This is a genomic window from Timaviella obliquedivisa GSE-PSE-MK23-08B, assembly GCA_019358855.1.
In the GTDB taxonomy this organism is placed as follows: domain Bacteria; phylum Cyanobacteriota; class Cyanobacteriia; order Elainellales; family Elainellaceae; genus Timaviella; species Timaviella obliquedivisa.
Genome location: JAHHII010000014.1, coordinates 96,095 through 109,018 on the forward strand (window position 1 = coordinate 96,095; position 12,924 = coordinate 109,018).

14 protein-coding genes and 1 tRNA gene are annotated in these 12,924 nt (G+C 47.2%); 7 read left to right on the top strand and 8 right to left on the bottom strand.

Translation table 11 applies throughout. The features are described 5' to 3' along the window. Nucleotides 1–81 precede the first annotated feature (81 nt). Nucleotides 82–1,056, top strand: coding sequence for an ABC transporter ATP-binding protein (locus KME11_19765; protein ID MBW4517448.1), 975 nt, complete (start codon nt 82–84; stop codon nt 1,054–1,056). 5 nt (nt 1,057–1,061) lie between these two features. On the opposite strand, the gene KME11_19770 is transcribed toward KME11_19765, so the two are convergent. After that, entirely contained in the window at nt 1,062–2,537 is a 1,476-nt protein-coding gene (locus KME11_19770; GenBank protein ID MBW4517449.1) for a TM0106 family RecB-like putative nuclease, read from the bottom strand. Between the two features lie 374 nt (nt 2,538–2,911). Between KME11_19770 and KME11_19775 the strand changes: the two genes are divergently transcribed. From KME11_19775 to KME11_19785, 3 genes are all read left to right on the top strand, one after another. Then, a complete protein-coding gene (locus KME11_19775) occupies nt 2,912–4,108 on the top strand; it encodes an aminotransferase class V-fold PLP-dependent enzyme (protein ID MBW4517450.1) in 1,197 nt (398 codons plus the stop codon). Nucleotides 4,109–4,440: 332 nt separating this feature from the next. Then, entirely contained in the window at nt 4,441–5,805 is a 1,365-nt protein-coding gene (locus tag KME11_19780) for an NAD(P)/FAD-dependent oxidoreductase (protein MBW4517451.1), read from the top strand. A 95-nt stretch (nt 5,806–5,900) separates the two neighbouring features. Next, nucleotides 5,901–6,326, top strand: coding sequence for a DUF2141 domain-containing protein (locus KME11_19785; GenBank protein MBW4517452.1), 426 nt, complete (start codon nt 5,901–5,903; stop codon nt 6,324–6,326). 255 nt (nt 6,327–6,581) lie between these two features. Here KME11_19785 and hisB read toward each other — a convergent pair whose 3' ends face one another. After that, complete coding sequence (hisB, locus tag KME11_19790; GenBank protein MBW4517453.1) at nt 6,582–7,226, bottom strand: imidazoleglycerol-phosphate dehydratase HisB; 645 nt, start codon at nt 7,224–7,226, stop codon at nt 6,582–6,584. A 129-nt stretch (nt 7,227–7,355) separates the two neighbouring features. Here hisB and KME11_19795 point away from each other — a divergent pair, with 129 nt between their 5' ends. Further along, nucleotides 7,356–8,420 carry a hypothetical protein gene (locus tag KME11_19795; GenBank protein ID MBW4517454.1) on the top strand — a complete coding sequence of 355 codons (1,065 nt, stop codon included), beginning with the start codon at nt 7,356–7,358 and terminating at the stop codon, nt 8,418–8,420. A gap of 29 nt (nt 8,421–8,449) precedes the next feature. Here the strand turns inward: KME11_19795 and KME11_19800 are convergent. Further along, nucleotides 8,450–8,521 (bottom strand) — tRNA-Gln (locus tag KME11_19800). 135 nt (nt 8,522–8,656) lie between these two features. Beyond that, complete coding sequence (locus KME11_19805; GenBank protein ID MBW4517455.1) at nt 8,657–8,887, bottom strand: DUF2281 domain-containing protein; 231 nt, start codon at nt 8,885–8,887, stop codon at nt 8,657–8,659. A 2-nt stretch (nt 8,888–8,889) separates the two neighbouring features. Here KME11_19805 and KME11_19810 point away from each other — a divergent pair, with 2 nt between their 5' ends. Next, complete coding sequence (locus KME11_19810; protein MBW4517456.1) at nt 8,890–9,312, top strand: DUF4258 domain-containing protein; 423 nt, start codon at nt 8,890–8,892, stop codon at nt 9,310–9,312. A gap of 10 nt (nt 9,313–9,322) precedes the next feature. After that, nucleotides 9,323–9,568 carry a type II toxin-antitoxin system MqsA family antitoxin gene (locus KME11_19815; GenBank protein MBW4517457.1) on the top strand — a complete coding sequence of 82 codons (246 nt, stop codon included), beginning with the start codon at nt 9,323–9,325 and terminating at the stop codon, nt 9,566–9,568. Nucleotides 9,569–9,609: 41 nt separating this feature from the next. On the opposite strand, the gene KME11_19820 is transcribed toward KME11_19815, so the two are convergent. From KME11_19820 to KME11_19835, 4 genes are all read right to left on the bottom strand, one after another. Further along, entirely contained in the window at nt 9,610–10,917 is a 1,308-nt protein-coding gene (locus tag KME11_19820; GenBank protein ID MBW4517458.1) for a tetratricopeptide repeat protein, read from the bottom strand. A gap of 431 nt (nt 10,918–11,348) precedes the next feature. Beyond that, on the bottom strand, nt 11,349–12,044 hold the full coding sequence (locus KME11_19825) for a plasmid pRiA4b ORF-3 family protein (GenBank protein MBW4517459.1): 696 nt from the start codon (nt 12,042–12,044) through the stop codon (nt 11,349–11,351). Then, complete coding sequence (locus KME11_19830) at nt 12,026–12,211, bottom strand: hypothetical protein (GenBank protein MBW4517460.1); 186 nt, start codon at nt 12,209–12,211, stop codon at nt 12,026–12,028. Before KME11_19830 ends, KME11_19825 begins: the two co-directional genes overlap by 19 nt. Further along, a complete protein-coding gene (locus KME11_19835) occupies nt 12,208–12,411 on the bottom strand; it encodes a hypothetical protein (protein ID MBW4517461.1) in 204 nt (67 codons plus the stop codon). The genes KME11_19830 and KME11_19835 overlap by 4 nt, the downstream gene beginning before the upstream one ends. Nucleotides 12,412–12,924: the final 513 nt, after the last annotated feature.

Consider the following 12,924-nt stretch of genomic DNA (forward strand, 5'->3'; position numbering starts at 1 on the left):
CAAGATCTCAAGCATACTAATAGCGATCGCGTCCTATGGTTACTTCGCCTCTTTCCAACGACTAGAAATAAAGGTAAACGATTGACCGCAATTCGCTTTGATCAAGTTTCACTTCAGTTCTCTGGCACACCCTATCCCTCGGTGAACCATTGCAGTTGTAATATTGCACCTGGCAGGCTTGTCGTTATCTTAGGGCCCTCTGGCTGCGGTAAAACAACCCTTCTAAAAATGGTTAATCGTCTGTACGAGCCAACATCTGGCACAATTTATTTAGAAGGTACAGATATCCGTCAGATTAAAGCCACCACATTGCGCAAACAGATTGGCTATGTTATCCAACAATCTGGTTTATTTCCCCACATGACCGTAGCGCAAAATGTGGCAGTTGTTCCTAAGCTTTTGGGCTGGAATCGATCGCAAATTCAAGCCCGTGTTCATGAACTTCTCACCCTTGTTGACTTGTCTCCCAAAGAATATCACGATCGCTTTCCAGCACAGCTTTCCGGCGGACAACAGCAGCGAGTTGGCTTAGCCAGAGCGCTCGCTGGTAATCCTAATATTCTGCTAATGGACGAACCTTTCGGGGCGATCGATGCGATCACGCGCACTAGTCTTCAAGACGAAATTTTACGGTTACAACGCCATCTTAAAAAAACGATCTTATTTGTATCCCATGACGTAGAAGAAGCGTTACGCCTTGCCGACTATTTACTTATTATGAAAGAGGGAGCGATCGTTCAATACGATACACCTTTTAATGTTCTGACTAAACCTGTCAATGCATTCGTGTATGAGCTTCTGGGCGCAGATGATACAGTCCGGCAGCTAAGTCTCCTGCGTGTGGAAACCGTCATGGTTGGGACTTTGGACGACCCTTGCGGTATCTGCGAAGCAGCGCGCCATTTGCCCACTGTTGAGCGACACGACAGTTTACGCCATGCGTTATCACTAATTTTGAAGACGGGTGCGCCTCAATTAACTGTGGTAGACAATGGCGTTGTTGTGGGAGCCTTGACCTTAGAGCATATTCGCAGTGCTGCTCGGATATCTGTTTAGGCTTGTTAGGCTTGCTCTAAGCTTTCCCCTGCCCCATTGCTAAACCTAACCAACCAATCTTTTACCCAATAAGTTGCCCGACAATCATCTTCGTTGTAGCGCAAAATCAAATTGAGAAAAGCGCGATCGCCTGTTTCTAACCATTGTGAGTACCAACAAATTGACTGCGCCCCATTCGCTTCTGCATCTCGCCACTCAAAGCCAATCCACCGAGCAATTTGTTTGAGAGCGTAGCTTTCGATGGGTAAAATTGCGACTCGTGTCACCCGTTCATGCAAGTCTACAAATCGATTCAACAAAGGTTCTACGCGATGACGCGATGTGCCATATAGCTCTGCCATCCGCTTGACTGTTTGAACTTCGTAGGGGCAGAAGTGAAAAATCGGCGCATCGGGGTATTGGCAAACCAGGTCGAGAAATTTCTCCCAGACTAAGCCTTCATCGTCTTGCCGTTCTGCCAGCATCGGGTGGAAGACTTCTGTTTTTGCCTGCCGATCGACCACTAACACACCATGGAGGTAAATCAAATTTTGCTCAGGCGCTGCCTCAATGTCGAAATAAAGTTCGATGGGCGCAGTGGGGATCTCGTGGGCAGGAATGAGGGGAAAGGTAGGCTCTGCGGGGGCGGCGATCGCTCGGTTTTGCAGCGTTGCTTGGGCTTGCTTAACTAGCTTATGGGCAACGTGAGGACCGAAGCCAGGAAGAGACTCTAGTTTTTGCGGACTGGCGATCGCTAAAGCCTCTACTGTTGTTAAATGATGAGCCTTCAGATGAACATAACGGCTAGACGTAACCCCTGGTAGTAAAGAAAGATGCTGCTCTGCTTGTGCCACGCTATAGCAATGCTTTAGCCACGGGCAGAGGTCACAACGATTATGGGCAATAAAAACTTCCGGCTCTTCAGGAGGGCAATTGTCCGAAGATTTAGAGAGGGTTTGAACGCAGTCTTGCAGAATATCTTGCAAGCGAGGCAATAGCTCTACCAAATCCACGGCATAGTCATCCCGCTGCCGCAAAATTAGCCAACTGTTTTCTGACCATGCTCCTTGAACTGCTGCCAACACATAGGCATGATACGCTGCCATAATTTGATAGTCCATTTTAGGACGTTTGCCCAACCGGATATCGATGGGTTCGTATACCCAATTGCCAAAAATCGAATAACCAGGACGCTTAACCATGAGGTTAGGGCGGGTCACCAGGTTCATTCCATCTTCTAAGCTAACTCGCAGCACTCCTTGGCTAATGCGCTCAACTCCTTCGTGCATCAATTGCAGCGTGGCAGTAGCTCCGGCTACCCAGTCATGACGAGGATAGAGCGGTAGATGGGCGTAGGGCTGCTCTGCCAGCACTGCGCTTTGATTGGCAATACTGTCTTGGCGAAGCTTGAGTAGATAATCGCTGGGGCGATCGCGTAGTCGATAATCTTCGTATAGCTCTAGGTAAGAACGGCGACGACAGCGCTGATGATTAAACAGAATTTCATCTGTAAGCCATAGTTCTTCCGCAGAAAGTAACTGTGATGCAAAAGATTGATGGGGCGCAATATCAAAACCCTTAGCCACTCGAAGCAAGGAGGCTGGACTTTCTTCCTCAGCCTCCACCAAATTAGAGTAGGAGGGATTAACCGTCAAGGCTCCTCTGCTGATTGAGTGAAGACACCCACAGAAGAATTTCCCCTAGACACAGTTCTAGTGAGGGTCGCAACTTACTTTTCAAACTCAGCTTTGCTTTAAAATGCCAATCAATCATGCAGCGGTTCTGACTTGTTTGACTCAATCAAATCTCCCTATGACTTTAGCTTGATTCCCCTAATTTTGCTCGTAGTGTGCATTTCTTTTTTTAGGAACTTCCCATGTCCCATCTATCACCTATTCAACTCGATCGCCTGAATCAGCATCGTCAGCGGTTTCCAGCGCTTGCCAATAAGGCTTACTTTAACTACGGCGGACAAGGAACCATGCCGCAAGAAGCGATCGCTGCTATTCAACAAGCTCATAATCATATTCAAAAAACGGGCCCTTTTTCAGGGTCATCCAACGGCTGGATTATGGAGCAGGCGAAGCAAATAAAAACGGCGATCGCTGTTGAACTCAGCGTGCCTATCGAAACGCTCACCCTCACGGAGGATGTTTCTGTGGGCTGCAACATTCCTTTATGGGGCATTGACTGGCAGCCAGGTGATCATTTGTTGCTCACCGACTGCGAACATCCTGGCATTATTGCCGCCGCCCGCGAAATTCAGCGACGCTTCGGCATCGAAATCACAACTTGTCCGCTAATGGCAACGTTGAACGGTGGCGACCCGACTGATGTCATTGCCCAATATCTTCAGCCCACTACTCGTCTAGTCGTGCTCAGCCATGTTTTGTGGAATACCGGACAAGTATTACCCGTCGCTGAAATTGTGCAAGTCTGTCATGCTCAGCCCAAAATAGTCCGCGTCCTGGTTGATGCGGCTCAGTCTGTTGGGATGCTGCCGTTGAACTTAACAGAGCTAGGTGCAGATTTTTATGCTTTTACAGGACATAAATGGTGGTGCGGCCCTGCGGGTTTAGGAGGACTTTACGTCAGCCCTGATGCGCAGGCGAGCCTTAGCCCCACCTTTATTGGGTGGCGAGGGATTACGGTCAATGCATCGGGGCATCCGCTCGGCTGGATGGAGGATGGGCGGAAGTTTGAGATCGCCACATCAGACTACACGCTGTATGCGGGATTGAGGGAAGCGATCGCCTATCACCAGCAATGGGGAACTGCCGCCGATCGCTATCACCGCCTTCTCCAACTCAGCCATTCCCTTTGGCAAAAGCTTTCTGAACTACGTCATGTCACCTGCTTACGTGAGGCTTCACCTGAATCAGGATTAGTCTCTTTTACCGTGGAGGGACAGTCCCATCCTTTGATTGTGAAAGCACTAGAACAGCAAGGTCTATTCGTCCGGACAATTCTTGATCCTGACTGCATTCGGGCTTGTGTGCATTACTTTACGTCAGAGAAAGAGATTGAGCAGTTGGTTGTGGCGATCGAACATGTCCATGCATTGAATCTCTGAATATTTCACATCCTTCGTAACAACACATCCTTCGTAACAACAGTTACGAAGGGTTAAGTAATCTGCGGCTATGCTGCTGAAGAGCAGGGCGCAATGTGAAAGGCATTTGACGCGATCGCTTAATATATGTTAATAATTCTTCATTGTGAAATCTTTTTTGCATCAGGTTTCTAAATCAATTAAAGGGCTTCGGGTTGTGTGTGAATCGGAGTTCTCTTTTCTACCTCTGAGATCTTTTAGGCATTTTCTTTCAGGCATTGTTCTTTCAGGCATTGACAGTCAGACACGAAGGGAACTCTAAAAAATGAAATCACGCAAAGGAGTCGATAGGAATGGTTGAGTTGAGCGATCAGAAACTGCATCATGTTGTGGTGATTGGGGGCGGCTTTGGCGGACTTTATGCCGCGAAGGCTCTGGGTCGGGCATCGGTTAAAGTGACGCTGATTGACAAACGAAATTTTCACTTGTTCCAACCGCTACTCTATCAAGTAGCAACTGGAACCCTTTCTCCAGCCGACATTTCTTCGCCGCTACGAAGCATTTTGAGTAGCAACAAGAACACCCAAGTCTTGCTGGACGAAGTTGTGGATATTGATCCGCAGCAAAAGAAAGTGTTTCTGACGGCTCAAGAGCTAACATACGATAGCCTTATTGTGGCAACTGGAGTCAGCCACCATTATTTTGGCAACGAACAGTGGCAGCCAACTGCGCCAGGTTTAAAGACGGTGGAAGATGCATTGGAAATGCGTCGCCGAATCTTTATGGCATTTGAGGCGGCAGAGAAAGAACCCGATCCTGAAAAGCGCCAAGCTTGGCTGAATTTTGTGATTGTGGGGGGTGGCCCAACTGGAGTGGAACTGGCTGGGGCGATCGCCGAGCTAGCTCGCCACACCCTCAAGCACGACTTCCGCAGCATTGATACAACTGAGGCAAACATTTTATTGCTAGAAGGACTCGATCGCGTTTTGCCACCCTATGCGCCTGAACTCTCAGCAAAAGCAGAAGCCTCTCTGTTGAGATTAGGGGTCACAGTTAAGACCAAAACCCTCGTGACTAACATTGAAGATGATGGAGTAATAGCCCGTCGAGGCGAAACCACAGAGCATATTCCTACCCGTACCGTCTTGTGGGCGGCTGGCGTGAAAGCTTCGGTAATGGGTAAAGCACTAGAGCAAAGAGCAGGTGCAACACTCGATCGGGTGGGTCGGGTGATGGTGGAGCCTGATCTAAGCATTCCTGGGCATCCCAACATTTTCGTAGTGGGCGATTTAGCAAACTTTTCTCACCAGGGCGACAAGCCGCTCCCGGGTGTTGCTCCTGTGGCAATGAAAGAAGGTGAGTACATTGCAAAGCTCATTCAGGCGCGGCTCAAAGGCTCTGATTTACCTCAATTCTCTTATACCGATCGGGGAAGCTTGGCGGTAATCGGACAGAATGAGGCGGTCGTAGACTTAGGATTTATGAAGTTTTCGGGGGCGATGGCATGGTTGATTTGGATTTTTGCTCACATTTATTTTCTAATTGAGTTTGATAATAAGCTGATTGTGATGTTGCAGTGGGGCTGGAACTATTTCACAAGCAATCGGGGCGCTCGCCTCATTACAGGCGAAATGTCTTCGATGTTGGCGTTAGATGTAGATGTTAAAAGCGATTACAGTGGCTCGGTCAGCAATAAAGCTCCGGTCGAGGTTAATTAGTTTTATATTGGCTTAAAGGGGGGATCAAGGAGTAGGTTTCTCTCTGTCTCCCTTTTGCTCTGTTGGGTTAGAAAATCGTTCAGATAAGTCGCTTTATGAGTAGTTCCAATCAACGAAACTTTGACAATACTTTTTCTGTTGTGCAACGGGCTTGTTTAACAGTGGAGTTGGTGGGGCTACGGAGCAATCTAGGGGTGATTAATATTGGGATATTTTCTAGCCCAGAGGGGTTTCCAAATAATGCAACGAGAGCGGTGCGATCGGGCTGTTTCCCAATTCCTACTTTGCCGCTGTTGCTAACATTTGATGATTTACCATTTGGTCAATATGCGGCAACTGTCCACCACGATGAAAACATGGATGGTGAACTGAACACCAATCTTTTAGGGATACCCACTGAGGGAATTGGCTTCTCGGGAAATCCAAAGATTTGGCGAGGAATACCAGCATTTGAACGATCGCGCTTTGATTTTTCTTCAGCAAACCCTACAGTTTCAATTCGGATGAAATATTTGTTATAGAGATTTTTCGCTTTTGACACCCTATTATTGGGTTTGGGAAAGGTCGGTTAGGCTGAACGATCGCTCCCAAACTCTGCCTAAAACCCTACCTAATGAGGGCGATCGCCAAACCCCAGCTTTCGATTCTGTGGCTCCAAGTTTGGGGGCTTGCGACTGTCTAGGGGGCGATCGCCGGGGCAGGGGTTGTTTTTTCTACCGAGGCCATGCGTTCACCTTTCTTTTGCCCGTTCTATTCAATAACGTTGGCTCAATACTCTACAACACGCCCTTAGAACTAGGAATCAGTCCGGCACGGCGCGGATCAATTTCTACAGCCATACGCAACGCCCGAGCAAAGGCTTTGAAGGTTGCTTCGATAATGTGGTGAGAGTTGATGCCGTCGAGTTGGCGAATGTGTAGGGTCATGTGGGAATGGTTGACGACTGCGACGAAGAATTCTCGGACAAGTTGAGTGTCATAGCTGCCAACCCGTTGAGTCGGAATGTCGAGTCCGTAGCTAAGATGGGGACGACCTGAAAAGTCGAGTGTAACTTGAACCAGTGCTTCATCAAGAGGGGCGAAGAAGTGCCCAAAGCGGACAATGCCTTTGCGATCGCCCAAGGCTTGACCCAGTGCCTGCCCCAGAGTAATTCCTACGTCTTCATTAGTATGGTGATCGTCAATTTCAATATCGCCTGTGGCTTTTACTTCCAGGTCAATCAGCCCATGGGAAGAAATTTGGTGCAGCATGTGATCTAAAAAAGGAATGCCTGTAGATGCAGCACATTTTCCCTGCCCGTCCAAATTAAGGCTGACTTGCACATCTGTTTCTCCCGTCGTGCGGTGAACGGACGCAGTGCGACCCTCTAGACCAGGAAGTGTCAGCAGTGATCGGTTATCAAGGGAATCGCGGGTTTGCATGGTGAAGTACTGATTGCTACAGTCTTTCATTCTACAGATTTTAAGAATGCTTAAGTCTATTGCTAAATTACAACAGTAAATGACCTTACTCTTGTATAACTCCAGCAGCGGCAATACTACTGGATTACCATGCAACTTGACTTTCATCATGGCGTTACCTATGTTGTCGCTCGGCTGGCAGGTTTAACTCATAACGAAGCCAGTATTGTGGCATATTGTGCGCAGTATGTAGATGACGCAACTAATTCAGGTTTGATTCGGTTTCAAAATGGGGCGCTCTTTAGCCGCATTAGCTCTGCTCACAAGCTTCTAGATTATCGCAACTTTAAGGAGCTTGCTGTTCATCATGTCTGGATTCCTTTCCACTTTTTGCCTGCAAACTGTGGTCTACCTGCCGGACAGGAACCCGAAGGAGAATTTGTCGATCGCTTAATTTGTCGCCCTAATAGTTTAGTGGCGCAGCAAATGGTAAAGGGCTGCATTGAGGACAAATATGCCCCCTACGGATTGCATCGGCTAGGAATTACGTTGCATGTGTATGCCGACACCTGGGCGCATCAAGGGTTTGCGGGTGTGAATCACCGCATTAATGAGGTGACTCGAGTCACTGATGCCGAAGGAAAGCTCGATCGCTCTTTAGTGAAGCGGTTGGCGGGCTATTTTATTAGTGAAGCCTTGCCCTTAGGACATGGTGCAGCCTTGAGCTATCCAGACAGACCGTTCCTACGATGGGGATATACCAATGGTAGGGGCGATCGCATTTTACGCGACAATCCTAAAGATTTTTTGGAAGCGGCTGACCATTTGTGCCAAGCTATTCGCCGCTATCAATTAGGCGATGCTGAAGCACAAGTCGTAGGGCTATTGGAACCTGATAAAACCACGATCGCTTATCTGCTGCAAAACATTACTGATGATGACAAGTTTGTGCGGCATCAGAAATGGTTAAAAGCGATCGCCGAGGGCAAATTTAGCTTTGGTAGAGCCAAGGTTTCATACATTAGTAAGGGCAAAGGCTCTTGGAAATACCTGTCGCTAGGGACTGAAAAAGCGGTCGATTCGGAGAATGAAACGTTTCCTTATCAAACGGCTTTTCTCAATAGCGATTGGAAACGGTTTCATGACGCGCTTCAGGCACACCACTTCCACGTTTTACACGAACTGTTACCGCAATACGGCATTTGCACAGTGTAAAGCTTCTAAACTCTCTCAACTCTCTAAAACTGGGGTGCTAGGATTCGAACCTAGGAATGGCGGGACCAAAACCCGCTGCCTTACCACTTGGCGACACCCCAATATGTTTCACCTTAGTAATAGTAACAGCTAGTAGCGCTGTGGTGTCAACTTATGCAAATTTCTTTGAGAAGGAGCGATCGCGCTGAACTAAAACTATCTACTCAAAACTTCCCGTAACAATTCTTCTAAAGCTTCTAAATCTGCTTTCTGAAGTTTCCCAAATTGTCATACTCTGCATCATCGGGGTTATCCCAAACCGTTTGCAAAATGGGTTCTGATAGCTTTGAAGCTGCTCTGACCAATGCTTTGTCTCGGTGACGTTGGGCTAGAAAATCTACAAAGTCCTCAACCTCGATCATTTTATCGGAGGGCAGGTTGCGGATTTTTTCTAGAAGCCGTTGTTCAATGAAAGTTGATGGAGTCATGATTGGGAGGGCGATCGCGCATCAATGATCCACAGCTTATTTCAGGTTGGAGGAAGAAGGCGATCGCTGAGTCATTGGTGGTGGGGCGATCGTGCCATGCTTTCGGATTGTTATATACTGCGGCTGAAGCAAGGGCGATCGCAATGTTCGAGAAAATCTTGAAGGTGATCCGAGAAAAAGTCCGACTCAAGCAATATGTGATGACGCTTCACGCTGAGGAAGAAATGGCAGATGATGCTTTTAGCATCTACGACGTTGAAAGCGGAGTTTTAACAGGAGAAATTTTAGAGTGCCAGAAAGATCGGGTAGCGAGGGAATCAAAATATCGCATTCAGGGCGAAGCTCCTACAGGGGAGCCAATCGAAATTATTGTCAAGTTCAGCCCAACTGGAAAGGTCGTTATTATTACAGTGTATGTTCCATGAGGTAACCTCAATGATTTGTGATGTTTGTGGTCAAGCCCATGCAAAGCTCCGTCACATTTCTAGAGCCTATGGGAAAGACGACGATTTACTGGTGATTGAAAACATTCCGATGATCAGTTGTCCTGATTGTGGGGAGAGTTACTTTACGGCTGATACGCTGCACGAAATTGAGCGGATTAAAACCAATCGGCAGAGCCTTGCTGTTGAGCAGACAGTTGAAGTGGCGAGTTTTACGGTGTTGGAAGAAGTCGGTTAGGGAATCGCGCTGAATCAAACTCATAACTCTCAAGCACAATCTTATGGTTGAAGTTCTTTGAGGCGGTTCAAAGCGTTCTGCCGCCATTCCTTGCTATCGCCCTGTTTTTGGTAGAGATCAACAGCTTTTTGGAGGTCAGCTATCGCGCCTGATTTATCGCCCAAGGCAGAACGGGCATTCCCTCGACCGTAGAAGGCGTTAGCCAAGTCAGTCTTGAGCTTGATGGCTCGGTCGTAGTCAGCGATCGCTCTTGTGTTGTCGCCTAGGCTGTAGTAGGCATTTCCTCGAATATAGTAGGCATCTGCATAGTCAGGTTTGAGCTTGATAGCCTGGTCAAGATCCGCGATCGCTCCTTTGTTATCACTTAGGACATATCGGATATTCCCTCGACTGTAGTAGGCATCTACATAGTCGGGTTTGAGCCTGATAGCTTCGTCAAAATCCGCGATCGCAGCTTGACCCTCTTTTTGGTTTTGCTTTTCTAGCCCCCTATTGAAGAAGCTTTCAGCAGTTCTTGGCGACGAACTAAAAGCAGAGACTACCAAAAAAACGCCAATCGCGGCAGTCATAAACCCGAATAATGGTCTTCTCTTATAGAAGGATTCCAACTCAAAAGCAAATTCTAAAACGGAAGATTTCAATGACTCGAATGTTTCTAAAAGTTCATCCTCTAGCTGTGCACGTCTTTCTTCCCTTTCCTGTGCCTCTTGTCTTTCTCTCTCCCCCTGCTTTGCCTGTGCCTCCTGTCTTTTCCTTTCTTCCTGCCGTGCCTGTGCTTTTTCTTTTAGTCTTACTTGTTCAGCCCTTAGTCTTTCCTGTTCTTCGCATCGTTTCCGTTCTTCCTGCTCTTGCCTAAGTTTTTCAGCTTTTAGGCGATCTTGTTCTTGCCGTTTTGCTAGCAGTTCCTTTACAGCTTTCTCAATGCCCTCTACCACATTCTCAAAAGCTTTACGCTGAGGTCTCCAATCGGCAAGTGGAGTTCCTCCGCTGGGATATACTTGCAATTTTGCAAATGGTAACTTCTGCCAACCTACTACCTCTTGCAAAAGAATCGGCACTACACATGCTTCCTCTGCCTCATGTCGTGCCATCGCATCCGGTAACTCAATCTCATAGCAATACCTGGAAGCCACAAACGCTGGGCTAATTAGCAGCAAAATAACATCTGCTGTCCGCATGTGGCGATCGATCTCCTCCTCCCACTCAGACCCCGCCACGATCTCACGGTCATGCCAGGAACTAATTACGCCCTGCCGCTTCAGACCACTCAAGTGAACCTCTAACTTGTCCCGCAAAGGCTTATCCTCGCGGGAATACGAGAAAAAGACCTCAATTGGCTGTCGCTCCATGCCCATCCTCGTCTTATTCTGTCGGTCTATAAACTCTCTCCCCAATAATTGTAATGATATGGGCAATGTCATCGTTTACAAAACCAAAGAGTCTCTAACTGAAAAGGCTAGCGAGTAAGAAGTAACGCTTGAGCATTTGTGACAAACGCCTAAGCAAAACAAACAAACGCTTATTCATTCATAAGTGACGCTTAAGCAAAACAAACAAATGCTTAAGCAGATCCTCAAAACGCTTCAGCATTTACAACAAACCTTTAGTCATTCATGAGTAACGCTTAAGCAAAACAAACAAATACTTAAGCAGATCCTCAAAACGCTTAAGTATTTGCAACAAACCTTTGAGCATTCGTTAGTAACGCCTATTCAGAAGAAGCGATCGCCCTGAAACACCTCTGTCTGACACGGTAAAAAACAACCACGAGCTAACATTCTTAAAAATCAGCATATTGCGGAGGACTCGCTCCAACCCGCTTCGTGATTTTTGGATATTGCCCCTTAGCTGCCTTTTCCTCGATCGCCATCACATCAATTTGATGCCACCAATCATCCCCAAAATCAAACCAATATCCAAATGACTCATCAACCGATAAGCCGATGGATGCGATCGCCGTACTCGCTGCATCTTCAACAGGTTCATCTTCAAATAGCGAATCTGCAAATACTTGCTTCAACCCATATCGCCTTGCATTAGGATCTTGCGGTCCCCGACCTCCCACCTGAAACTCATACATGTGCGCTTCTTCCCGATCAAACGCCTCAAAAATAACGTTGTGGAGATCCTCTAACGTATTGCTCCCCTTAATCTCGATCGTGCGAGAGATTTCCGGATTCTTAGCAATGAACTGATCTGAGACAGACCCACTCACTAAAAACCCATCCAACACATACAGTGCATCAGGAGATGACGGTGTGATAGCTTTGGAGCGATCGCTCTGTGACTTCTCCCCAGGACTTTCCTGAGTTATAGCCTCATCCTCTGAAGAGCGATCGCCCGGAATGTAAGGAATCAAGCCCTTAGCATAAGCCTCCTCCTGAATCAGGCGGGGAAGCGATCGTGCATCCACAATCAACCCATTCACCATAATCATCCAAGCCATTGGATTACGGTCTAGCAGACTAGGAGACACCAATCCGGATCCATCTGATGCGTTCCCAGAGTGTCTTGCACTAGCTTGGACTTCGCCTGTCCAGTGCTAGCACTCACCCCAAACCACTGGTAAAGATCCTTCGAGCTAATGTGGGGATCTTGAGAAGAATCAAACAGAAAATTGACAATGCCAAGTGCATGGGTCACTCCACATGCCTAAGTCTTATCTGTGCCACTTGCCAACGGGAAGGTCTTTTTCGGCAAAGCGCCGCGGCTGCAAAGCGGATCAATTGAGCATATTCATCGTTCAAGTGTTGCTTGCAAAAAGCATCCATCATCGTCACAACGCGATCGAACTTCTCTTTCAATGTCTTAGGCACATCTTCGGACTTCTTGCTCTTAGCCATGAGTTTTACTCCAACATTGAGTCTGCCATGCTCCACATGCTTGAAGCTTAATCTGTCAGACTTTCGAGTCACAGTATAGCCAGGTGTCAAAGAATTTTTGCAAAAAACATCCAGGCGCAACTCCAGTAGTTGCAGCCATCAATACACCTATATATCACTCCCCTTCATCCATAGTAAAGACGTTTGTTTGCCTAGCTGTAGAGCGATCGCTATGGAAAACTAAATTAACCATAACTACCTGGTCAAAAGCCCTATGACCCAGCAATACTTTACGAATCAAGCCCCCCAAGGCAACATTAATAGCTCCATAACCCTATCTAAGTAACGGTTTGAGCCGCCAGTAAAAAAACTTCCCCAAAACTGTTGACAGAACCAAACGAAACTCGTATATTCATAAAGCGGTCGAGGGAAGCCAAGCGAAAGCGGCGCTAACAGCGACTTCCGAACCTAGAAAAATCTATATAGTTTTGAGAGTCAGAATAGCATTTAATATTCGTGAATGCAATAGAAAGA